This window comes from Planococcus sp. TJ-301, assembly GCF_058268475.1.
On record NZ_JBZDOH010000001.1, the window covers coordinates 1207438 to 1231581 of the forward strand.

23 protein-coding genes are annotated in these 24144 nt (G+C 44.1%); 6 read left to right on the plus strand and 17 right to left on the minus strand.

The features are described 5' to 3' along the window. The first annotated feature begins 118 nt into the window (after positions 1 to 118). Positions 119 to 1165 carry an LCP family protein gene (locus AC4EHJ_RS06145; protein ID WP_490974683.1) on the plus strand — a complete coding sequence of 349 codons (1047 nt, stop codon included), beginning with the start codon at positions 119 to 121 and terminating at the stop codon, positions 1163 to 1165. 74 nt (positions 1166 to 1239) lie between these two features. On the opposite strand, the gene AC4EHJ_RS06150 is transcribed toward AC4EHJ_RS06145, so the two are convergent. Further along, entirely contained in the window at positions 1240 to 2316 is a 1077-nt protein-coding gene (locus AC4EHJ_RS06150; RefSeq protein WP_490974684.1) for a glycosyltransferase family 4 protein, read from the minus strand. Positions 2317 to 2476: 160 nt separating this feature from the next. Continuing rightward, positions 2477 to 3439, minus strand: a complete 963-nt coding sequence (locus AC4EHJ_RS06155; RefSeq protein ID WP_490974685.1) for an NAD-dependent epimerase/dehydratase family protein — start codon at positions 3437 to 3439, stop codon at positions 2477 to 2479. Positions 3440 to 3608: 169 nt separating this feature from the next. Between AC4EHJ_RS06155 and AC4EHJ_RS06160 the strand changes: the two genes are divergently transcribed. Both AC4EHJ_RS06160 and brnQ read left to right on the plus strand, forming a co-directional pair. Then, on the plus strand, positions 3609 to 3893 hold the full coding sequence (locus AC4EHJ_RS06160) for a hypothetical protein (RefSeq protein WP_490974686.1): 285 nt from the start codon (positions 3609 to 3611) through the stop codon (positions 3891 to 3893). A 195-nt stretch (positions 3894 to 4088) separates the two neighbouring features. Next, positions 4089 to 5405 (plus strand): branched-chain amino acid transport system II carrier protein, encoded by a 1317-nt coding sequence (brnQ, locus tag AC4EHJ_RS06165; protein WP_490974687.1) that lies wholly within the window; start codon positions 4089 to 4091, stop codon positions 5403 to 5405. A 107-nt stretch (positions 5406 to 5512) separates the two neighbouring features. Here the strand turns inward: brnQ and AC4EHJ_RS06170 are convergent, their stop codons facing one another. Together AC4EHJ_RS06170 and AC4EHJ_RS06175 are read right to left on the minus strand one after the other, a co-directional pair. Then, complete coding sequence (locus AC4EHJ_RS06170) at positions 5513 to 6397, minus strand: YflT domain-containing protein (protein WP_490974688.1); 885 nt, start codon at positions 6395 to 6397, stop codon at positions 5513 to 5515. Between the two features lie 157 nt (positions 6398 to 6554). Then, positions 6555 to 7145 carry a general stress protein gene (locus AC4EHJ_RS06175; protein WP_490974689.1) on the minus strand — a complete coding sequence of 197 codons (591 nt, stop codon included), beginning with the start codon at positions 7143 to 7145 and terminating at the stop codon, positions 6555 to 6557. A gap of 514 nt (positions 7146 to 7659) precedes the next feature. Here AC4EHJ_RS06175 and AC4EHJ_RS06180 point away from each other — a divergent pair. Beyond that, a complete protein-coding gene (locus tag AC4EHJ_RS06180) occupies positions 7660 to 8949 on the plus strand; it encodes a helix-turn-helix domain-containing protein (protein WP_490974690.1) in 1290 nt (429 codons plus the stop codon). 12 nt (positions 8950 to 8961) lie between these two features. After that, on the plus strand, positions 8962 to 9507 hold the full coding sequence (locus AC4EHJ_RS06185; protein WP_490974691.1) for a hypothetical protein: 546 nt from the start codon (positions 8962 to 8964) through the stop codon (positions 9505 to 9507). Between the two features lie 52 nt (positions 9508 to 9559). Here the strand turns inward: AC4EHJ_RS06185 and AC4EHJ_RS06190 are convergent, their stop codons facing one another. The 10 genes from AC4EHJ_RS06190 to AC4EHJ_RS06235 all read right to left on the minus strand — a co-directional run bounded on the left by AC4EHJ_RS06190 (position 9560) and on the right by AC4EHJ_RS06235 (position 19127). Next, positions 9560 to 10858 (minus strand): glucose-6-phosphate isomerase, encoded by a 1299-nt coding sequence (locus AC4EHJ_RS06190; RefSeq protein ID WP_490974692.1) that lies wholly within the window; start codon positions 10856 to 10858, stop codon positions 9560 to 9562. A gap of 127 nt (positions 10859 to 10985) precedes the next feature. Further along, positions 10986 to 11720: a gamma-glutamyl-gamma-aminobutyrate hydrolase family protein gene (locus AC4EHJ_RS06195; protein ID WP_490974693.1), complete on the minus strand. Its 735-nt coding sequence runs from the start codon at positions 11718 to 11720 to the stop codon at positions 10986 to 10988. Positions 11721 to 11915: 195 nt separating this feature from the next. Beyond that, positions 11916 to 12224, minus strand: a complete 309-nt coding sequence (locus AC4EHJ_RS06200; RefSeq protein WP_490974694.1) for an MGMT family protein — start codon at positions 12222 to 12224, stop codon at positions 11916 to 11918. 30 nt (positions 12225 to 12254) lie between these two features. After that, a complete protein-coding gene (locus tag AC4EHJ_RS06205) occupies positions 12255 to 12737 on the minus strand; it encodes a hypothetical protein (protein ID WP_490974695.1) in 483 nt (160 codons plus the stop codon). A 55-nt stretch (positions 12738 to 12792) separates the two neighbouring features. Then, a complete protein-coding gene (locus AC4EHJ_RS06210) occupies positions 12793 to 13794 on the minus strand; it encodes a GNAT family N-acetyltransferase (RefSeq protein ID WP_490974696.1) in 1002 nt (333 codons plus the stop codon). A 30-nt stretch (positions 13795 to 13824) separates the two neighbouring features. Beyond that, complete coding sequence (locus AC4EHJ_RS06215) at positions 13825 to 14490, minus strand: YveK family protein (protein ID WP_490974697.1); 666 nt, start codon at positions 14488 to 14490, stop codon at positions 13825 to 13827. Positions 14491 to 14943: 453 nt separating this feature from the next. After that, positions 14944 to 15237, minus strand: a complete 294-nt coding sequence (locus AC4EHJ_RS06220) for a replication/maintenance protein RepL (RefSeq protein ID WP_490974698.1) — start codon at positions 15235 to 15237, stop codon at positions 14944 to 14946. 175 nt (positions 15238 to 15412) lie between these two features. Further along, positions 15413 to 16717 carry a M20 family metallo-hydrolase gene (locus AC4EHJ_RS06225; protein ID WP_490974699.1) on the minus strand — a complete coding sequence of 435 codons (1305 nt, stop codon included), beginning with the start codon at positions 16715 to 16717 and terminating at the stop codon, positions 15413 to 15415. A 16-nt stretch (positions 16718 to 16733) separates the two neighbouring features. Then, entirely contained in the window at positions 16734 to 17909 is a 1176-nt protein-coding gene (locus AC4EHJ_RS06230) for an amidohydrolase (RefSeq protein WP_490974700.1), read from the minus strand. 18 nt (positions 17910 to 17927) lie between these two features. Further along, positions 17928 to 19127: a hypothetical protein gene (locus tag AC4EHJ_RS06235; RefSeq protein ID WP_490974701.1), complete on the minus strand. Its 1200-nt coding sequence runs from the start codon at positions 19125 to 19127 to the stop codon at positions 17928 to 17930. A 271-nt stretch (positions 19128 to 19398) separates the two neighbouring features. On the opposite strand from AC4EHJ_RS06235, the gene AC4EHJ_RS06240 reads away from it, so the two are divergent. Next, a complete protein-coding gene (locus AC4EHJ_RS06240) occupies positions 19399 to 20823 on the plus strand; it encodes an NAD-dependent succinate-semialdehyde dehydrogenase (RefSeq protein WP_490974702.1) in 1425 nt (474 codons plus the stop codon). Between the two features lie 51 nt (positions 20824 to 20874). On the opposite strand, the gene thrB is transcribed toward AC4EHJ_RS06240, so the two are convergent. Genes thrB through AC4EHJ_RS06255 form a run of 3 tightly spaced genes read right to left on the minus strand, consistent with a single transcriptional unit; the run spans position 20875 to position 24127 of the window. Then, positions 20875 to 21780, minus strand: a complete 906-nt coding sequence (gene thrB / locus AC4EHJ_RS06245) for a homoserine kinase (protein WP_490974703.1) — start codon at positions 21778 to 21780, stop codon at positions 20875 to 20877. Further along, a complete protein-coding gene (gene thrC / locus AC4EHJ_RS06250; RefSeq protein ID WP_490974704.1) occupies positions 21777 to 22838 on the minus strand; it encodes a threonine synthase in 1062 nt (353 codons plus the stop codon). The genes thrB and thrC overlap by 4 nt, the downstream gene beginning before the upstream one ends. Continuing rightward, entirely contained in the window at positions 22835 to 24127 is a 1293-nt protein-coding gene (locus AC4EHJ_RS06255) for a homoserine dehydrogenase (protein ID WP_490974705.1), read from the minus strand. The genes thrC and AC4EHJ_RS06255 overlap by 4 nt, the downstream gene beginning before the upstream one ends. Positions 24128 to 24144 lie beyond the last annotated feature (17 nt).

Below are 24144 nucleotides of genomic sequence, written 5' to 3' on the forward strand. Positions count from 1 at the left end.
TAATAAATAGAATCTATGTATGCTGACTTGTATACAATGCTGATTTAAAATCGGAAAGATTGGATCGATCGAATTCTATACTCGGTTAACCCATTCCTATTATAGAGGAGTTTTAACCATGAATCGTAAACATTACCGCAAAAGCAAAAGCGAAAAAAAGCGCACGACGATTAAAGTATTGATAACTTTAGCCCTATCTGTTCTCATATGCGGTTCTGCCTATGGCGTCTATCTAATAAAAAAAGTGGAGAATGCTGCCGAAAACGCTTTTGAAACTGCCGGAGACCGCGGCAAGTCCGAACTGAGAGAAGAACAGGTTGAACCTCTGCACGATAATGTTTCCATCCTATTCATTGGCGTTGATAATAGTGAAAAACGAGGACAAAGCGATAGCAATACCCGTTCCGACGCATTGGTTCTCGCCACATTGAACAACGAAGACAAATCGATCAAGCTAGTGAGCATTCCGCGAGATACCTATACTTTTATCCCGGACTCTGGCAGGGAAGATAAAATCACACATGCTTATGCTTATAATGGACCCAGTTCCACAATAGAAAGTGTGGAAGGTTTGCTGGATGTACCGGTCGATTATTATGTACGCATGAACTTTGATGCTTTCATCGATGTAGTTGATGCCCTTGACGGCATCACAGTAAACGTACCTTATGATTTGAAAGAACAAGATGAAAATGATAAAAAAGATGCGATTGTTCTTGAAGAAGGCTTACAGACATTAAACGGCAGTGAATCGCTTGCCTTAGCCAGAACCCGCCATTACGATAATGATATTGAGCGCGGAAAACGCCAGCAAATGATTATCGAGAGCATCATGAACAAAGTACTATCCGCTTCTTCATTAACTAAGTACGGCGATGTTATTGATGCAGTTGGGGGCAATATGAAAACTGATTTGACATTCAAAGATATGCAATCGTTCTTTGAATATGCAAAAGACGGCAAACCGGATGTTGATACATTGACTGTACAAGGATATGACGACATGTCTACCGGCACTTACTACTGGCAACTCGATAAAGAGTCTCTTTTAGAAGTACAAGATATTCTGCAAAGCCATTTAGGGTTAAAACCAGATACATCCACCCTTTCAGACAATAGCGATACTAAGTTTGCAGAAACTCCAGAAGATAAAGATGATTATTAAAACCGCAGCCTTGCTGCGGTTTTTCTTTTGCTATTAACCAAAAAAAATCTGAAGCGCAGAGCGCTTCAGATTTTTTATTTTCCGATGAGTTTGACAAGATTGATAAGGGGCCGGTAATTCTTGCCAGCGAGCCCTACCACTTCAACGAACAATTCGATGGCAATCAGCATAACACTTATGAGCAGGATGCCGCCCCACAAAGTTGCTTGTGAGAAAAGCAATGCAGCTAAGCCGAACAATGCGGCAATGCCGTAAATGATCAATACGGTCTGTCTATGGGAGAAGCCGATGTTCAATAAGCAATGGTGTAAATGCGATTTGTCAGCAGCAGAAATCGACTGCTTTTCGCGCACTCTTCGAACGATGGCGAAGAATGTATCCGAAATTGGCACTCCCAGCATAATAATAGGAATAATCAATGCTACTACTGTAACATTTTTAAAGCCCATCAAAGCCAGTACTGAAATCATGAATCCAAGGAACAAAGCCCCTGTATCTCCCATGAAAATTTTCGCGGGATGAAAATTGTAAAACAGGAAGCCGATGGAACTGGCGGCCAGGATTGCAGCAAGTGACATAACAAATGGATCACCCATGATAAATGCCATAATTGCCAATGCTGTCAAGGCGATTGTTGAAACGCCTGCTGCAAGGCCATCGAGCCCATCAATTAAATTGATTGCATTTGTAATACCGATAATCCAAATAATTGTCAAAGGAATACTGAAATACCCGAAATCAAGTACTCCCCCGAACGGCAAGTTGATAAACGAAATTTCAAGTCCCCCCGCTACAACGACAATCGCTGCAGCAAGAAATTGGCCCAGCATTTTCGCTTTAGCAGTAATTTCATACATATCATCCAATACACCTGTAATGGTGATGATAACGGCGCCGATTAAAATAGCTGTAGAAATCGGGATAAAGGCCGGATCCACGGCATTTGAAATCGATTCTTCTGGGCGTAAAATGAAATAACCGATAACAAATGAACCAAATATTGCCAATCCGCCTAAGCGAGGCATAATTCTCGCATGTACTTTTCTATAATTAGGGCGGTCAACTGCTCCTATACGGAATGCCAACCGTTTCACAATCGGAGTGAGAACTATAGAAGCGATAAATGCCAAAACCAATGTTAGGTATAGCATGTCTTTCCTCCTCAAAACTTCTTTTACCACATATATATCCAATTTTTATTATAACACGCAGCTTAAAGAATACTAGATTTTTGCATAAAGTTTTTATTCTATAGTAAGACGCATTTGCCCATGAAAAGTTTCACAGATTCCCATAAAATAAATCAGTATTTCATTTTTTAAAAAGAGCCAGCAGCTCTTGTTCTTTTTCCCAGCTAATACCTGCTTGCAATTGCCCTTCACCTCGTGCAGTAAGCCATTCCCGGATATCTCCGGCAGTTTCGTCGGCCGCTCGGCATTGAAGCCCCGCTTTCTTCGCTTTGGAATTGTCGACTGCGATAAATCCTTCAGGATGTTCATCGGACACCGGTATCCACAATGGAATCTCAAAAGCCTCAATGCCCTGGCCCATTAGAAATTCATCATCAACCCATATAGCGTCTGTTTCCCCTATTCCAACAGCGCAGACAAATTGTTCCATGTCGATTGCGTCCGCCGCCACATTGAAGATCCCCCCGTTTTCCTCTTCGATTTGCCTAATGACAAAGCTCGCCAAATCTCGTGCATCGATCCACTGCACTTTTCGTGCCTTGCTGCCAGGAATCAATGCTTTCCCGCTTTCCGCCAATTTACTTGCCCAGAACGTGAAGCGGTCAGTAGGATCATAAGGCCCAGCGACGATGCTTGGACGTACAATCAATGCACGGCTTCCGAAAGCATCCATCACTATTTTTTCAGCCTGCACTTTTAATGGTCCATAAGTTTCACCGGTCACTTCATCATTTTCCAGGTGTTTGTTTAACACCTCTGAAGTTTCTATGGGTGCACCATTGGTGTAATCGCTGTAAACCGATATTGTCGAGATGAAAACGTAAAGTTCGGTTTCAATATGTTCGAACAGCGGCGCCAAATCTGCTGGTGTATAAGCACATGTATCAATTACCGCATGCCAGGCTAGCCCAGATAATTTACCAGCATCTTTTCTGCGGTCGCCGGTAATATGGCGCAGTTCCGGAAAGACATCCGGATTGCTTAAGCCGCGGTTGAACAAGGTGACTTGGTGGCCACTTCGCAAGGCGGCTTCTACAATATGGCGCCCTACAAAAGATGTCCCACCTATCACTAGAATATTCATCTTATCGCCCCTTTCTTCTAAGCATTTCTATTTTGTTTAATTTTTCTGATAACGTGATATAATACTGGTAAAACTACCTATATGCACTTTAATGACTCCATGCCCTTTTGCCAAACTTAAATAGCAACTTGCATTAATCCAACATACTTCAAATAGGGGTGCAAAATTAATGAACGGCAATCACCAATTTTACGCAGGCTTGACTGACTGGACGCCATGGGACGAAGCGGACGTGTTGAAGATGCAATACAATGAACGCGCCGCATTGGCCGAGTTGATCACATGTACAGGATTACTTGTCGACTTGTCAATGGACCAGCATACAGAGGTGCGAAAAGGCGTAGCTGCCAATCCTTGCACGCCTGCCCCAACTTTAAAGCGGCTGGCTGAGGAAGACTTTTGCAGCAGCGTTCAGGAGACTGCGAAAAAGACATTATCCACCCTAGAAGAATAAGATGCCAAAAACTTTCAATTCATCTTGAAAGTTTTTATTCGTTCTATTTACTTCTTTTCCCTTTATTCTCGAGCCTTAAAACTGCAACTGCTAAAATATGCAAGAAATACTCTCATTAATTTTTAAAGTTTAAAAAATTCACTTTCTCCTATATACTAATATTTTGTGCAAAGTTTATTTAGATAGGAGGCTTACATGGAAAAGAAAACGCTTACACTAAATGAATCCATTACAATCGGCCTTATGCTTTTCGCCTTGTTTCTCGGGGCCGGTAATATCATATTCCCACCTTATCTAGGCCAGTTGGCTGGCGACAATATTGTTATCGCTTTAATTGGCTTTTTATTGACCGGAGTCGGCTTGCCGCTGCTCGGCATCCTCGCTATCGCGAAAGCCGGCGGCGATCTTCAGACGATTGCGGGCCGAGTCCACCCGGTATTCGGTATCGTTTTTACCGGGATTGTCTATATGGCCATCGGACCTTTCTTCGGTATTCCGCGAACTGGGACAGTCGCCTATGAAATTGGAATTGCCCCGTTTTTATCAGAGCAGCAGTCCTCTTCATTGCCACTATTCCTGTTTACACTCGTGTTTTTTGCTATTGCGGTGCTCTTTGCCTCAAATCCGACTAAACTTGTCGACCGCATCGGTAAAATACTGACGCCGATTTTGATACTGGTCATCGGCTTGCTTGCTGTTAAAAGCATTGTTTCACCAATGGGCTCGATTAACGCGCCCGTTGGCAATTACACAACTGAGCCGTTTTTCGAAAGTTTCCTGCAAGGCTATTTGACCATGGACGCGATTGCAGCGCTCGTTTTCGGCATTGTCATTATTCAAGCCATCCGCGCCAAAGGGGTCACCGACAAAAATGTCATCTTGAAAACCACGGCATTCGCCGGAGCCATTGCTGCTGTCGGACTGGCTGCAGTCTATCTATCTCTGGGCTATATCGGCGTCACGAGCGTTGACGCAATCGGGTTGCAGGATAACGGAGGAACCATCATCGCAATGTCAGCACGGATTTTGTACGGTGATTTCGGCGGAATCATTTTAGCTGCCGCGATTTTATTCGCCTGCCTGACAACTGCAATCGGGCTGATATCGGCGAGCGCTCAGTTTTCCAATAAAATTTATCCTAAGATTCCTTATATTGCTTATGTACTCATTTTTGCGGCATTCAGTACAGCAGCTGCCAATGTAGGGCTTACTCAATTATTGGCCATTTCATTGCCGGTGTTGCTGGCGATATACCCATTGGCGATTGTACTGGTAATTTTGTCGTTCTTCGATTATGCATTCGGCCGTAAACCTTTTGTCTACATCATTCCATTGGCGTTGACAGGCGTTATTAGCGTCTTCGATGGGCTGCGGGCGGCCGGAATTGAATTCCAAGCAGTTGATGCCTTCCTTAATAACATTCCATTACACGAGCAAGGCATAGGCTGGCTGTTGCCAGCTGCAATCGGTACCATTATCGGTGTCATCATTGCGCGAAAAATGATGAAATGAGCTTTTGCTTAATTGCTTTATAAAAGAAAAGACCTAATACCCCGTGGAATTGCAGGGCATTTGGTCTTTTTGAATTTAAATTAGATAAAGAGTTGCAAAGCCTGTTTTTAAAAAAGTTTTGGTGATGGCGGAGTGTCTGATTTGCGATCTTCGCCATCGTAGTTGCGTCGCGTTCCATCGGGATTAAGAGGCTCTTCGTAATCACCGTTCTCATCTTGCAGGAGATGTTCTTCTTCTGAATCCCGTCCGAATGGAGCTGGCCCCAGATTCGGATCGACTCCAGGAGATTGTTCATCTTGCCGGCGATTGACACCATCTTCGCGATTCAAATTGTCAATTCCTTCTTTCGTGCCAAGCGCCGGTTCATGTTCCATTAATTTTTCTGAAGGCGAACTTTCGTCAAGTGTCGGCCGGTCTGTCGTCGGATGGATATTTTCGCCTTTTAAACGGCTATCTTTGTGCTCGTCTCCATAGTTTGGCACACCATATTGTTCCTCGCGCGGAACAGCTGTAGTGTAAATTTCACCGGAATCCTTTCTGGAAGGATCACTATAATCAGTTTTTACGTCTTTATCATTCAAAGCGGTATTGCGGTTTACTTCATCGCTGTCCAAAGCTCGCGTGTCATCCCCGAATGAGGATTGGTTGTCGCGTTCTCTAGATAATGACCCACGATCTGTGTAAAGGAGAATTCCGCCTTTTTCCAAATCATGTTGATAATTATCGATTTCCCGCTGCTCCAAATCAAGGTTTTTCAATTCTTCCCGCACGCTGTCACGTCCTGTGAAAAATGACTTAAACTTGCTTCCAACACCGCCTGCGTTATGCGTATGGACTCCAGCAAGATCATCTGAAGCCCCTAACACTGCACTATCTTCCACAAGAATGTGGATGTCACTTTCGCTATAGCCGCGCCCTTTCAATTCTTCGATTCTGCTTCTTAGTTCTTCCGGACTGTATACTAATTCAAAATCACGGTTTGTCGGTTCCATCTAAATCAGCCTCCTGTTTAATAGTTATTAATTCTTGTCTACCCTGCCATCACGAAATCTGAAACATTTCACTTGCCGTTTCAAAGGGCGGCAAATGACCTTCCATTAATCGAACTTATTAAAAAAAGCCCTGCCTACTGGAGGCAAGACCGCTGAATCATTTGTATTTCTTATCACTCGACGAATGGCGTTCGCCTTCAGTCATGCCGCCTCTTGCTTTTTCTACTTCCGGCTTTTGCTGGGTAGTGAAAGAAACATGATGCTCATCGACTACAAGATTTGGATCATGCTGGAAGCTTTCACCTCGGGCAAAACGGTCTTCTTGCTCATCAAAATTATTGTCTACAGAATTGACGAACTCATTTGACGACGGCTCGATGGGATTGCCTTCACGGTCGCGCAAACCGCCCGCATGGATGACTTCGCTAATATTGTCCCGGCTTTTATCGACATAAACTAAGATGCCGCCTTTTTCCAGGTCTTCTTGATAGCGCTTCTTATCTTCGTCCGTTAAATCCAGCGCTTTAACGCCGCCTTTTCCAAAAATGCCTATAAATTTTTCAGAAAAACCACCAGTTTCTTCTATTTCAATGTGAGTGCGCTGTTCCGCTCTTTCAAAGCGGTCCTCGTCCTCTGCCATTAAATGCAAATCTTCTTCGCTGTACCCTTGTTGTTTTAGAGCATCAACCTTCTTAAGCAAATCTTCTTCTGAAAATAATACTGCTAGAACTTGAATATTTGAACTCATGCAAATAACCTCCAGGGAAATAAAGTATTTTCAACACTTTACCCTTCTTCCGCTAATACCTAAACTTGCCGATCATACTGGCAGCTTTACAAAATCTGAAAACCATTTTCTGTTTATTGCTTCACAAGAATATGCCTGAAAAGAAAAGTTTTTATTATTAAACACCCTTTCTTTTGAGGATTAGAAGAAGAACTGGAATAGATGGCGTAGATTCTTCTTAATTAAACTATTTCATGCGTTAAAATACATTATAAATTTTCCATTACTAGGTATAATTTACCTTTTAAATTAATTACCACAAATAGGTCTTAAAAAGGCAGTTTATTTAGAAAATTGATGATATCATGGAAATACGAAGTTTTTTTGGAATATACTATTGTTACTGGAGGCGAATACCATAGTACTTAATAATCTATCATCGCTCTCTTATCCAGACCCCACAGTCCTGCAGGATAAGAACTCTCCTACTTGGATGATTGAAGTTCTTCCCATGCAGATGGAAAGGAGAGAATCAATGGATACAGGTTTGCGCCTTAAATACCATAGGCTTAAAAAGAAAATCAGTTTGGAAGAAGCTGCCGCTGGAATTATCACCCCACGGGAGCTTAAGAAAATTGAAACCGGTGCGAAAGAGCCGGCTCTAAAAGAGCTGGAAGCTCTATGCAAAAAACTCGAAATCCCTCTCGCTCCAAAAGACAATCCCGTAGGAAAAGTGTTAGTGAAAAATTTCAAAACTTCTTTGCTGCACCCACAAAACAAAGGAAAAATTATGGAATTATATTCGGATATCCACGATCATCCGCTGCTCCATGTGAACGAAGACATCGAACTTGAATACAACATCCAGCAAATCCGTTATTTTATCATCACTGGTGACTTGGACAGTGCTGAAGAAAAACTGAAAAACATGGAACATTTCAAGGAATTCATGGACCAAGAGCAATTTTATTTGTTCCATAAATACAACGGCAATTATCATTATATTTTAAATGATTTTGAAGCAGCTTTGAAAATATACTTGATGGCTGAAAAAATCGTACCTAACTCTGTATCCCCTTCCGAAAAAGGGGACTTGTATTATTCTATCGGAATCTCCGCTTCACAATGCTGGGAAACTGAATTAGCATTTAAATACACTGACATGGCATTGAAAACATATCAACAGGAATTCATTCCAAAACGCATCGTAGAATGTCATATGAACATGGGCGTAATCCACACACGATTTGGCAATTATAAAACATCTTTAGAGCATTATAAAAATGCTCTCACTATTGGAAGAAAGTTAGAAATTGATATTTTACGCTTCACTACCGAGTACAACGTTGGATATCTATATCTTCTTAATCAGCAATTCAGTTTGGCTATTCATCATACAGAAGAAGCTTTAAATTACGTGCCTCAAGAATATACAGCAGACATTCTTTTGAGTTATAGCGTATTAATAATGTCTGAATTAGAATTAGGGAATTTTGAAGCGGCTAAAGCTTGGGCAATTAAAGGTTATGATTTAATTGTTTCAAAAAATTTAAGCATAAATTCACCAACTAGTGATATTTTCAAAATAGCTTTTAGACAAAATATGGCTCTATACTATTTGATAAACGAAAATTATGATGAATTTGAAAGCATCGTTGTTAACCATTTAATACCAAGTTTAATAGATTATAAAAGTTTTTATGAAATGGGATATTTTTATAATCAGTTGGGTAATGTATACTATAAACAGAAGTTTTTTGAAAAATCAGCAACTGTTTTGAAAGAATCTCAAAAAGCTTTTAGAAACTTAGTTACATTCAGATGAGGAGTGAAATAAATGAAGAAGACAGCTAAATTTATTTTCGCATCAATACTAGTAATTTCAAGCTTGCCGGCTATTTCAAACTTAGCGGAAAATGAAATTGCTCAAAGCCGCATTCCTGAACCTTGGTCCGTTGGATCAGAGTTTGCTCAAAGCCGTATTCCTGAACCCTGGTCCGTCGGAACAGAAGTTGCTCAAAGCCGCATTCCTGAGCCCTGGTCCGTCGGAACAGAAGTTGCTCAAAGTCGTATTCCTGAACCTTGGTCCGTCGGAACAGAAGTTGCTCAAAGCCGTATTCCTGAACCTTGGTCCATTGGAACAGAAGTTGCTCAAAGCCGTATTCCTGAACCTTGGTCCGTTGGAACAGAAGTTGCTCAAAGCCGTATCCCTGAGCCCTGGTCCGTTGGAACAGAAGTTGCTCAAAGCCGTATCCCTGAGCCCTGGTCCGTCGGAACAGAAGTTGCCCAAAGCCGCATCCCTGAACCTTGGTCTGTCGGAACAGAAGTTGCTCAAAGCCGCATTCCTGAACCTTGGTCTGTCCAGCAATCATTTAAAGCCTAAACAATCGTATTTAAAAACGGCAGCTCACGTGAGCTGCCGTTTTTTATTTGATTTATTTTTCGTAACCTGGTTTTCCAAGCAGTTCAAACATGTTCTGTTTGTATTGTTCTACGCCCGGCTGATCAAACGGATTGACGCCTGAAAGGTATGCACTCATTGCACAAGCCTTCATGAAAAAGTAAAGAAGGTATCCTGCATGATGCGCATCGAGTTTCGGCACCTCTAGCGATAGGATTGGAACGCCGCCTTCTGCATGTGCCAAAGCTGTTGCTTCCATAGCTGTCTGATTCACTTCGTGCAATGATTTTTCTACAAGGTAGTTTAAGCCATCGCCATCTTCTTCGTCGAATGGGATTTCCGTCTGATTTTGGTCTTCTGTAAAGCTGACCATTGTTTCAAAAAGCATACGGCGCCCATCCTGCAAATATTGGCCCATAGAATGCAAATCAGTTGAGTATATGACAGATGCCGGGAAAACACCTTTACCCTGCTTCCCTTCACTTTCACCGAATAATTGCTTCCACCACTCATTGATGCCCGCCATCGCCGGTTCAAAACTAGCCATAACTTCCACAGAATAGCCGCGCGAATTGAGGATTTGGCGATAGGCTGCATAAAGGTATGCGTCATTTTCCATTAATGCTGGATTCGCTAAAGTGCTCTCTGCCAATGCCGCACCTTTCAGTAGCGCACGGATGTCCACTCCTGCTACCGCTAAAGGCAAAAGACCGACAGATGTTAGTACCGAATAGCGCCCTCCAACATCGCCTGGAATTACGAAAGAAGTATAGCCAGCTTTATCAGCGGCTTTACGCAATGCGCCTTCCTTTTCGTCTGTAGTTACGATAATGCGGTTTGCTGCCTCTTCTCCGTATGCCTCTATCATCCATTTGCGAAGGATTCGGAATGCGATCGCTGGCTCTGTCGTTGTACCAGATTTGGAAATGACGTTCAACGCCACTTTTTTCCCTTCGATGTGTGCCATCAATTCTTCTAAATAGCGCCCACTGATATTGTGGCCCGCGAATATCACTTCTGTTCCGCCTGAGCCAAATGCTGGCAGCAATAAATCCTGAACCGCTTTTGTGCCAAGATAAGATCCACCGATGCCGATAACTATAAGCACCTCTGCATCACTTTTTATCTTTTCTGCAGCCTCTTCCAATCGGCTCAGTTCAGCTTCGTCCATTTTTGATGGCCAATCCAGCCACCCTAGATATTCTGCTCCCGCACCGGTCTTATCATGAATTTTCTTGTGAGACGCTGCAACAAAATCTTCTAATGCAGCCAGTTCGTTTGCATCCACGAACTCCTGTATAAATTTATTGTTTACTTTAGCTGTCAATTGCATAACCTCCACTCTTTAGGATGATTTCAGTTTACCATTTTCCAAGGGCTTAAAAAAGAGTTGCTGGGGTACCGTAGCTTCTATGTTAATGGAATTGAAAAAGCGTCCCATGTCTTGGGACGCCCAAAGATTATTGGTTTTGATCTTTGTCTTTTGCACATTCTTTGACAAAACGATCGAAAAGCTTTTTAGAAGCCTCGTCACCTTCTACAGCAAATTCTTCAGGGTGCCACTGGATTCCCATGACAAATTGATATTTATCACTTTCAAGCGCTTCAACCAGGCCATCGGCTGCACGCGCTGCAACTTTCAATTCTTTGGAAACGTCTTTAACGCCTTGATGGTGGAAAGAGTTCACATGGAAACTCTTTTCTCCCATGATGCTCAGAAGCTGGCTATCGTCTTCCAACGTCACTGAATGTGTGCGGTGGGTGCGAAGCGCCATTTGCTTATGCTGATAAAGTGTGCCTTCAAATTGGCTCTCCAAGTCTTGATAATTGGTGCCGCCCAATGAAATATTCAACATTTGCAGGCCACGGCACATGCCGATGAAAGGTTTATCTAACTTCAAAAAATTCAAGATCAATTCTTTCTCGTAAAGATCGCTGCCTGGGTATACCGCTCCTAATTTCAAGTGCGGTTCTTCGCCATACAAGCTCGGGTTGATATCTCCTCCGCCTGTAACGATGAGGCCGTCCAACCGTTCGCAAAGCGCTGGGATATCTTCTTCATCTACTATTGGAACAATAAGCGGAAGGCCGCCTGATTGTAAAATCGCTTTTCCGTAAACTGGATCAAGAGCATATGTTTGATCCTTTTCAACTCTTGCTGTAATGCCGATAACTGGCTTTTTCTTGTTTTTCATAATGTTTTCCCTCTTTCCCTAAGGCTTACTGTTTAACTGTCTACGTGCAGAGTCCGCTAACAAAGCCTAACCTAAAAAAAGCATACCGAAGGATTATACCCCGTATGCTCTGCAGCTAAACTTTGAACGCATTCAATGCGGTATGCCATTATGTATTTTGCTTTTCCCTTTTAACCAGCCACAAGGTATAGCCTTTTATTGCGGCTCGAATCTATAAAGGCGCAAGTCGACCTTGCCTGATGCTTTAACCTCAACGCCTTCTTCTTCAAGAAAAGCTTGCTGTGTAAACCGGGATTCTTCGTCGCTTACCACAATTTGGCCAGCTGCGTTCACTACCCGATGCCACGGCAGTCCGTATTTGCTGCTCATGCTGTGTAATAGCCTGGCGACTTGCCTAGCGCCTCTCGGACTCCCGGCAAAAGCAGCAATCTGACCATAAGTCATGACTTTGCCTTCTGGGATATTCTTGATGATTTCGATCACTTTTTCAGTAAATGCTTGCACTTCTTTTCATCCTATCCTGTTGCTGAATCATTATTGATCGAGATGCTGATTATGGGACTTCGCTTCATACAACAAATCCCCTGTGCGATATCTTTCAACGACATTATGGCTGAATTCAAATAAAGGCAGTTTCGCTGTATCTAGCGACATTCCGGAACTTTTATAATGCAGGTATTTATAATAATCGATCATATGGACAATCACTTCTTCTAACCCTTGAATAGATTCTTCGTCTTCAAACTCAAGCTTTTTACTAAGGTTCATGGATTTGACGTCCTCGGCATAGAGATCTTGAAAACTGTCTAAATCCCTTACGGTTTGATCGAATAATAATTGCTTTCTTTCGAATCTGTAATAATGGCGCCAGTAGACGAATATTTCTTTTGCGACTCCCAACGTTTTCGCTCCATCAGAAGCATTCAACCCTTTTTCTACGCAAAGCCCGTACATAATTTTCTTTAAGGATTTTTTATATTCTCTTTCAATGAGTCCTTTATACTGTAAGTATCTCATAAAAAAACCTCCCCTGGCTTTTAAAAAAATTATTTTATTATATGGTGTACGGATTTTAGACATTCCGGTAACGCTTGATCGTATCCGTTTCTTCTAGTACGTTCAATTCTTTATAAACGGAAGCATTATGAATTTTTTCGCAGATATAAAACATGTCCGGCTGCATATTGGCTATACTTTTTTTGATGGGCAAGATTTGGGCACTTTCCATTTTAAAATCTCCGCCTAAGTGATAGAAAGCCATATTGTTATCAGCCCCCCATTCGGCAATTTTCAGATGGAGTATTTTTGCCGTTCCTGTTTTCTCTTCCCCTTCTAGCGTTCCATCTAAATGCTGGTAGATCGTGTTTCCTTCTGCCAGAATATAGCAGGCAGTGATAAGTTTTTTGTCGCGATATGCGCCGAACAAGTGCAATATTGGACCCATATTGCTTATAAGCGCTTCAAAGTAGTCCTCGGTAAAAAAATAATAGCTGTCCGCTTCTTCGCGCCTTCTCACTTCCGAATAATAAAGCACCAAGAATTCAAACATATGGCGCACTGTTCCCAATTTTTTAACCACAATCCCTGGCTCTTCTGGATTATTTAGGGATGTAGCCTCGGAATTTTTTAATAGCCTATCCAAATCGATGGTATATGTTTCATATAGCGGCAGCAGTTTCAGATGCTTTTCAAAATAAGCGGCATTGCCGAATAAGGGATGAAAACGGATATATTCTGCTATAATTCGTTCATCCCGGCAATAGCCGGAAAATGCTTCCAGGAACTTGTCCACTAATGCAATGTGATCCCCATCTGCCCGAACTACTGGCCCCCCATATCCAAAAGGAGTCGTAATATCGAAATATACAGTGGGCTCCCCGTCTATCTGACGCTTAATATAAGGGTATACGATGCTGCCGTCCTCGTCGGAATAATAAAACATTAGGGCTTCGCCAGGATCCAAACTCAATGCACTGAGGAAATAATGGCTTGAATAATAAACATTTCTTATCCGCATGAAATCCAGAATTTCCTTCCAGCGCATCCCTTCCTGTATGGAAATCACCTCATACATCCCGCTCACCCCTGTTTTATCAGCTGAATCCTATTTGAATACCGTCTGTATCTTGTTCACAGAAGATTGACTTTCTTTTTTCCCTGTTTTAAATACCGTATTTAGCATTTCCAAAATGAAAGCCATCAGAATTCCTATAATCAATCCAAATGCCCCTGCAACCCCCAAGCTGAAAGCCGTATTTTCCTCGAATAGAGTTGACTCAGGTACTTCCGAAGCGCTGGCGATGATAACGGCATTGGTCGCCTGCGTCAGATTCGGAATTTCTTCTATAAAGATAGCGCCCAATGAATTCGCAATTGCTGCGGCTTCGACTTTATCTTCTCCTGCTACAGTGATATTTAAAACTTGTGAGTCAACTGGTTTGGTTACAATAATTTGTTCATGAAGCTCAGAAATTGTTGTATCCAGATCCATTTCAATGATGACCTTTTTCAGCACTTCAGGGCTTCTGACAATAACGCTATAGGTATCGGTGATGGCTGGTCCAGCGCCCATTGAAGGTGCATCAGCCATCTGAGCGGCCACAAGGGGTTGCTCGATGAATATCTGCGTAGTCGCCTGATATTCCGGAACAATTATAAAGCTGTTTAAAATCCATACGATTGCAACTGATAAAAGCGAGATCGACAAAATCATCTTGACGCGCATTCTTAAGTTTTTAACGATAATGAGAACAAGCGATTTTTTACCCATACAATATACCTCCTTTTAAGCAAAAAGACTTACAGTTAAAATCATTTCTTAAAATTCAGATAATTATAGTTCATTTATATCACACTTTTTTAGTACAATCTACTATTATCGTGAAAAATTATTATAATTTTTTAATAATTTTAAGCAATTAGTCTACTAATATAATTTAAGTTAATTTTACAAACGAAGTAATGGTTCTATTTAACCAGTAATTAAATTTAAAAAAATTAGATTTTTTATAACAAAACCATGAAAACCTGGATTATTAAAGCATTTCGTTCTTGTGTTCCGACAAATTTCAGAGGGAACCATCTCCCGGAAATGTTTAAACTCTCTATTAATACCAAAATTCTAATCGACATCGCTAGAACTGCTGACAATAGAATAGTATTAAATTAAAGATTGCTGAACAAAATAAAAAAGCCGCTTCATTTAAGAAGCGGCTTACAATTTTTAATCCTCCCATAATCCTATAATGCCATTCCGTCGATAAATGATCCGATTTGCTTCAAGCGTTTTTAACACTTTGGATAAAGTTTGATGAGGTATATCCATATCCGTTGTTATTTCTTTTATAGTTTTAAACAGCACGCCATCAGCAGTAGCATTTCTCATAAAGTATTCTATAAATGTTTGCCCTATTTCTGCGATACGGTCTGGTTCTCCTGCAAAACAATTGATGCATTGCTTCATGACTTTCTGTTCTTTAAATGGCCGAGTTTCATAAATGTTATTTCTGCCTGACATTATAATCTCGCCTCCCACTTATTAACTATTATATTTTCTTATTTACATATATACCCTAAATTCCATTAGTTATTCAAGATATTCAGAATACTGTTCTATAATTTCAAATTATTGCTTCAAATACCTGAAAAACAAATAAAAAAAGCCCCGTCTCAGAGGACAGGGCACATTATTTTTAGTTTTTCATCGCGTTTTCAATAAAGTCTTTCAAAGCATGGATTCCATATACGCAATCATTCAACGATGACCATTCTTTTGGATTGTGGCTGATGCCGTCCTTGCTTCTGACAAAGAGCATTGCCACCGGAATGTAACGTCCGAGTACCATGGCGTCATGCCCTGCACCACTTGGAATATGAACAGGTTTTATGCCCAGCCCGTTCAAAGACTGTTCCAGTTTTTGCTTTAATTCATCCTCGATTGGCACAGGCATGATTTTGGTATTTTGCTTAATAGCCAATTTAACGTTGCGGCGGCTAGCAATTTCTTCGGCGTATTGTTTGATCTGTTCAAGCAGTTCGTCCCGCGTTTCTTCTTTGATGTCGCGGATATCGGCGTGGAGAACAACTTTTTCCGGAATGACGTTGATGCCATTCGGAAACACTTCCATTTTTCCGATAGTCGCAACTGAAGTCCCGCTGACTTGTGCAGGAAATTCAGGAATTCCTTGAATAAATTCAGATGCTGCTACAAGTGGATCTTTGCGGCCTATCATCGGTGTATTTCCAGCATGGCCCGCTTCACCTGTAAATTCCAGTTCAAGCCAGGCGGGGCCGGCAATGCCACTGACGATGCCTACTGGCTGATTTTCTTGTTCCAGCCGTTTTCCTTGTTCTATATGCACTTCAACAAATAGTTCCAATTCGGTGACATCTCGCTTTGCTTTTTTAAAAGCATCCAGGGAACTGCCATAATGTTCAAGCACTTGCTCCAGATTTTCTCCATTATAATCGCGGAGCTGTTGTATTTCTTCTTCGGTAATGTCGCCTGCCATTGCCCGGCTGCCAGTCAACCCGCTATTGAAGCGGGAGCCTTCTTCGTCCGTGAAAATGATCAGTTCGTAAGGCTTTTCTGGAACAAATCCATTTTCTTTCCACGCTTCTGCAACTTCCAATGCCGACAGGACACCGAGCGGCCCGTCAAAGTTTCCGCCATTTGGCACGCTGTCCAAATGCGATCCGGACGCAATTGCTTTAGCGGAATTGTTTTTACCCGGAAGTCTGCCGATTACGTTGCCGGCTCCGTCTTCTCTTACGGAGAAGCCAGCTTCCGCCATCCATTGTTTCACCAATTCCTTCGCTTCTTTTTCTTCGGCCGACAATCCGGGCCTCCGGACGCCTCCGATCTGGGTATAGCCGATTTTTGAAAGTTCATAAAGGCGCTTTGCAAGCCGTTCTCCTTTTAAGCCAGAACTATCCAGCTTTGGATCGTAGCCATTCATCAAGTCATCATATATCGGATTTTCTAAAGCCATTTTCATGCCCCTTTGCTTTCAGTCATTTAGTTAAGTAAGCCCAGGCGTATTGAGCGTATAATTCAGCACCGGTTGCCATGGCGTCTTCATCGATATTGAACTTCCCGTGGTGGTGGGCCCATTCGGTATCTTTCCCGGCGTTCCCGCTGCCTACAAGCGCAAAGCTGCCCGGTACTTTATCCAGGTAAAAGGAGAAGTCCTCCCCTCCCATTGTCGGTTTTTCATCAAATACCGATTCTTCACCAAATGCTTCCGCTGCCACCTTCTGGACTAGTTGCGCGCTTTCTTCGCCATTAATTACGGCTTGTGTGCCGCGGATATATTCCACATGGGCTGTGCCGCCATAAACAGCAGCAGTATGCTCTGCGTAAATTTTTAATTGTTTTTCAATATGGTCCCGGATATCCGGATCAAAACAGCGTACGGTTCCTTCAAGTTCCGCATTTTCGGCAATGACGTTAAAGCGTGTACCGACTGTCATCTTGCCGACAGTCACCACCGCAGGCTGCTGAGGATCAATCGTCCGGGATACAACCGACTGCACGTTCATAACAAAGGCCGATGCGATGATGGCTGCGTCGATGCAGTCTTGCGGCATCGCGCCGTGTCCGCCCTGCCCTTTGAAATGCACACTGAAAATGTCCGCCGAAGCGAAAGAAGGCCCAGGCTGGCACGCTACTTTATGCGTCGGCATTTGTGACCAGATGTGGATGCCGAAAACATCATCTACTCCGTCGACAGCCCCTTGGCTGACCATTGCCTTCGCTCCTGTAGCCACCTCTTCTGCCGGTTGGAAAATAAATCGAACGCTGCCAGGAATCTGTTCTTTAACAGCAACAAGCGCTTTCGCCGCTGCAAGCAGCATCGCCGTGTGGGCATCATGTCCGCACGCATGCATTTTGCCAGCTTGGGCTGACCTAAATGGCAGATCTTCATTTAATTCGTGCACCGATAAAGCGTCCATATCCGCCCGGAGCGCAACCGTTTTTCCAGCCCTCTCCCCTGTAAGCGTGCCAATAACCCCAGTAGGTTCTGTCTTTCGGCAATCAATCCCGAGCTCTGTCAAATAATCATAAACAAACTCGGAAGTCTTAAACTCTTCCCACGACAATTCCGGTTCGCTGTGGAGCTTTCTGCGGATATCGATCATTTCTACGCTATTGTCCTGAATCGCTTTTTTGATGGTTTCATTGATCATGAGTTAGAACCTCCATTTTTATAGGAAGCCGACAAATATTCCGGCTAGAATGACGGAAACAATCGTCACGGTAATAAATCCAGCAACAAGCATTGGCGGCAGCATATGGCTGGTCAACACTTCACGCTCTTGTTCATCTTTTGTCAACGAATTGATGACTTCCACAGTGATGACGTAATCCGCCGGGAATCCATAAAGGGCCGTCAAAGATACAGCAAAAGCCATTTCTTTGCTGACTTTCAGCAATTTTCCGACGATGAAAGAAAACACATACATACCCGCTACCCCTAACGCAATCAAGGTAACAAGCGGATAAATGATTTCAAGCATCATGCTTGGCGTCGCATTCTTCAAACCGTCGAAGACGAATAATAGCAATCCAAGGATTGCGAAACCGAATCCGTTCGCTTTTTGGAGCGGATGACGCTCAAGGAAACCGATGCTGCGTGCTACTACGCCAAAGAATAGACACAAGACAAATGGACTGATTTCTACATAGGGAGCAGCCAGGGTAGATACCAAGTATGCTGCATAGCCGACGAGGGCCAAACGGAAGAATTTGAAGAAATCGGTATTATATTCTGGTGGTATTTTAGCGAACATTTTTGGTTCGCGTACTTCTTCATTCGGTTTAGCTTTTTCATCTTTAGGGCCACTTTCCTTGAGCATCAATTCATTGTTTCTATATTTCTCCAATAGCGAACGTCCTTCGCGTTTGAGCATGATCGAAGTCAGCGGATAGCCAGCAAAGCCCTGCATGACGTAGATGACGATTGCGAAAACCGCCAATGTCGGCAAGCCTGCTGCCTCTGCACCTTCGGACATGATCAATGCGGAAACGACACCACCAACCAATGGCGGAATTGCCACTACGACTGTTTGGAAATCGAAAAGCAGCATACCGATGCCAAACAGGGCTGCAATGATCCCCAGGATACCGGACAAAGCGATCAAAATAGTTTTCCATTGTGCTTTCAGCTCTTGAACCGACAGCAGCGTACCCATATTAGTGATTAATAGATAAATGAGCACTGTGACAACAGCCGGCGGAATGCCTGCTATCGCTACGATTTCTGGAGGGAAGAACGTCCAGTACCCCAGCAAGAATAAGAATCCGCTTATAAAAATAGAAGGAATCCAAGCTTTTGTGCGAATCGAAACAACTTCGCCGATGAACAAAATAAATGCTAAAATCGAAAATGCCAACATTTGAGCCATACGTTTTTGCCTCCTAATCTTTATCCTTCAACAATCCTTTAACCGAATAAAGGATTGTTGACATCTTAGCATAATTTTTTACTTAAGAAAATAGAATAAATGCACAATTTAGAAATTGCCAATTCTTTTGAAAACGATTACAATTGCATTGTATTGTGCATTTAGCTTTGTAAAACTTGATATTATATTTCCCTGCTACTTTACCATGGTTTATCTTTTCCGGTTAGAGGTATGTGGATAGAATAGTTATTAATAGAAGGAGGCTGCATGGATGGAAGGTAAAAATTATATCAATGGTGAGTGGAACACAGAAGGAGACGGCGTCATCAACGTCATGAACCCAGCAACCGGTGAACAAGTCGGAACGGTTCCGAACGGCGGCGAAAAAGAAGCGACCGCTGCTGTCGAAGCTGCTGCTGCCGCATTCCCCGGATGGTCCAAGACAACTGCGTATGAACGCGCTGAACTTTTGATGAAATGGCATGATTTGCTTTTGGAACATAAAGAAGAAGTCGGCGAGATCTTAACGAAGGAAATGGGCAAGCCACTTGCTGAAGCCATCGGTGAAGTTGAATACTCCGCTTCGTTCATCTCATGGTTCGCCGAGGAAGGCAAGCGGCTATATGGCCGCACGATTCCAGCGAGCAAAGAAGGCAAACGGATTCAAATCAATAAGCAGCCGGTAGGCGTTGTGGTGTCAATTACACCCTGGAATTTCCCTGCAGCGATGATGGCGCGCAAAATGGCTCCTGCGCTCGCAGCAGGCTGTACATTCGTTTCCAAACCAGCGAAGCTGACGCCACTTACTGCTGTGCGCATGTTTGAACTGGCGGAAGAAGCCGGATTTCCGAAAGGCGTCATTAATCTGGTGACAGGCAGTGCTAGCAAAATCGGTAAAGTCTTCACCAGCCACCCTGATGTGCGGAAGTTGACCTTTACCGGTTCAACGGAAATCGGCAAAGAATTGATGAAGCAAAGTTCAGAAAATATGCTTAACCTGTCGCTTGAACTGGGCGGACATGCACCAATCATCGTGCTGGACGATGCAAATCTTGATCTGGCTGTCGAAGGCGTAGTGGCTTCCAAATTCCGCAACGCTGGCCAAACTTGTGTTTGCGGAAACCGGATCTACGTCCAATCGGGTATTGCAGATGAATTCTCGAAACGCCTGCAGGAAGCGACCGCGAAGCTGAAAGTCGGAAACGGCATGGATGAAGGCGTGACGATTGGGCCGTTGGTTGATAAAGACGGATATGAAAAAGTCCAACAACATGTTCAGGACGCAGTTTCCAAAGGCGCGAAAGTATTGATTGGCGGTGACGGTTCAACGGATAACGATTCCTATTTCTATAATCCGACTGTGCTGGTAAATGCGAGTTCCGATATGCTGGTCATGCACGAAGAAACGTTCGGCCCTGTGGCGCCGATCATGACATTCGAAAAAGATGAAGAAGCAATTAAGCTGGCAAATGATACACGCTTTGGCTTAGCCGCTTATTTCTTCACTGACAGCATGACGCGTGGTACTTATATTGCTGAAAACCTGGATTACGGCATTGTGGGATGGAACGACGGAGCGCCGTCAACCGCTCAAGCGCCATTCGGCGGCATGAAAGAAAGCGGAATTGGACGCGAAGGCGGCCAAGAAGGCCTCGAAGCCTTTGTCGAAACCAAATACATTTCCATCAAAATCTAGTTACGCAAAAAAAAGCGGTCCGGGAATATACCCGGACCGCTTTTTCGCGTGCTAGACCACTGTCTCAAACGATTTTATACCCGATGTGCTCGGTTTAGTAAAACTGCAATCGTAATGCGGAAATAGTTCACTTAAAGAGTTGCAGATTTCTTGCTCCCGGCCTTCTGGAGCTACGATGAACAGTGAAGGGCCCGCTCCGCTGATAGCAGAACCATATGCCCCTGCCGCCCGGCAGGCCTGGCGAATCCTATCGAAATCTGGAAATCTGCTTTGCCGGAAAGGTTCATGGAAAGCATCCTTTTCCATCATGCGACCCGCCATCCGCCAATCGCCGCGCACCATTGCGGCTGATAAAACATTGCCGGCCGCACTGCTTCGAATTGCCGTGCCGTATGCAAGACTCTCTGGCAGCAGCCCTCTCGATTCCGAAGTCAAAAATTCAGTTGGCGGCACCATCAGCACTACTCCTACTGCAGCATCCGGAATGTGGACCACTTCCAAATCCTCGCCATCCGCATAGGAAATTGTCAATCCGCCCATGAGCGAAGCTGAAATATTATCAGGATGCCCTTCCATTTCCGTGCCGATTGCCACTTTTTCCTTCATCGGCATATCGATTCCCAGCAAACACACGCAAATTTCGATGCCGCCGGCAATGGCGGAAGCGCTGCTCCCGAGACCACGGCCGAGAGGGATGTCCGTCTCCACAAAAAGTTTGGCAGGCGGCAAGGTTCGACCGATCTTGCTGGCTGTGTGCATTGCCGCTTCGACGATTAAATTTTCGGCGGCACCGGATAAGTGGCTGTAGCTTTCATCCTTGTATTCAACGTGCCATTGTTCAGCACGGGAAACGTGGATCGTCAATTGGAGGTCTAAAGCAAGGCCGATCGAGTCGAAGCCGGGCCCCAAGTTTGCAGTCGAAGCCGGAACGATGACTGTGAAATCCGTCCACATCATACCTTAACCCCTTTTTTCAAATCCTCCCAGAACCGCTCCATGTCTTCAGGGAACAGCTGTGCTTTGTCGGCATTGACCGCAATGGCGGTTTCAGGGTCTTTCAAGCCATTGCCAGTCAATACAGCAACAATCGATGCCCCTTTTTTGATGCTGCCGTTTTCTACTTGTTTTTTTATGCCGGCAATTGATGCACAAGATGCCGGTTCTGCAAATACACCTTCTGTCGAAGCCAGCATTTGGTAGGCTTCCAATATTTCTTCGTCAGTCGCTTCCAAAATTGTACCTCTTGATTCATCCAATGCATTAAGCGCAAGCTGCCAGCTCGCTGGATTGCCGATGCGGATTGCTGTCGCTACCGTTTCCGGATTGTCGAACACCCGGTTATGGACAATCGGCGCCGCGCCCGATGCCTGAACGCCCAATAATTCTGGCCGTTTCGCCCCTGTTTTTTCAGCGTATTCGCTGAAGCCTTTCCATGAAGCGGAAATATTGCCAGCGTTGCCGACCGGCAACGCGAAGATATCCGGTACTTTCCCGAGCTGGTCAATCACTTCGAATGCAATTGTTTTCTGCCCTTCCAGGCGGTAAGGGTTCACCGAATTCACCAATGCAATGCCGGCTTCTTCCCCTACTTCACGAACCATCCGGAGAGCTTCGTCAAAATTGCCCTTGATCTCCAGTATTTCGGCGCCGTACATTTTGGCTTGCGCCAATTTTCCAAGTGCAATGCGCCCTTCCGGAATAACGACGATTGTGCGCATGCCAGCTCTTGCGCCGTAAGCAGCAGCCGATGCTGAAGTATTGCCCGTCGAAGCGCAGACGAGCACCCTTTTGCCTTCTTCTTTCGCTTTTGCCACTGCCATGACCATTCCGCGGTCTTTGAATGAGCCCGTCGGATTCGCCCCTTCCAGCTTAACGTATAAATCGATGCCCCATCGCGCGGACAATTTATCCAAACGGACCAATGGCGTGTTGCCTTCTTGCAGCGTTAATGCCGGTGTGTTTTCATTGACCGGCAGCCATTCTTTGTATTGCTCTATCAAACCAGGCCATCTCATGCCGATTCCTCCCCTTCAATGCGGTAATGGCTGATGACGCTAGCCGTGCCTTCCAAATCGCCTAACACATTCAAATGCTGCTGGCGGGAAATGCGGTGTGTCAATAAAACCAATTCCGCTTTGCCTTCCTCTTCCGCTGGATGCTGCATAACCGATTGGATGCTTGCGCCATGCTTGCCATATATCGACGTCATTTTCGATAATACGCCCACTTCATCGTTGACCAAAACGCGGTGGAAATACTTCGCAAATTGCTTCGATTCCGGCTTCATGACCCGCTCGTGCTGCGCCGAATGGACGCGCTTGCCATTGACTTCCAGCAATAGATTGCGGCAAGCCGCGATAATATCAGAAACGACTGATGTGGCAGTCGGCAAGGAACCCGCTCCTGGACCGTACAGCATCGTCTCGCCGACCGCATCGCCGTGGATATAAACCGCGTTGTATTCGTTGTTTACAGACGCTAGCGGATGTGAACTTGCCATAAATACAGGTTCAACGGCTACTTCAATGCCATCTTCGTCTTTTTTCGATGAACCGATCATTTTCATTGTATAGCCGAAATTGGCAGCCATGTCGAGGTCGCCATCGCGGATTTCTTTCATGCCCCGGACGAGCACATCATCCAGATGGACCTCGGTGGAAAACGCCAGCGATGATAAGATGACCATTTTCCGTGCTGCATCCAGTCCGTCGACGTCTGCAGATGGATCTGCTTCCGCGTAGCCGAGCCTTGTCGCTTCGGCGAGTGCATCCCTGTAGCTCATATTTTCTTTTTTCATTTTTGTCAGGATGAAATTGGTCGTACCATTGACGATTCCCATCAGGCTTCTGATGCGGTCGGATGCGAGTCCGTCTTCGAGCGTACGGATGATTGGAATTCCGCCAGCTACACTCGCTTCGTAAAACAAATCGCATTTTTGTTCATCGGCGAGCTTCAATAATTCATGGCCGTATTCCGCCATGACATCCTTATTCGCTGTCACAACTTGTTTGCCGGCTTTCAAGGCTTCCTCAATGGCATTTTTAGCGCCACTGATGCCGCCCATCACTTCAACAATGATATCTAATGAAGGATCATTCAATAATTCATGAATATCTGTGCAAAACACAGACGGATCCAGACTGGATAGTCTTTCTTTGTTAATATCCTTGATCAGGACTTTTTTGATGGTTACCTGAACGCCCAACTTATGGCGTAAATCCTGCTGATGCTGTTGCAGGATGGTCGCTACACCGCTTCCTACTGTCCCGAGTCCTAATAATCCGATTGAAATTTCATTTTTCATTGACGATTCCCCCTAGG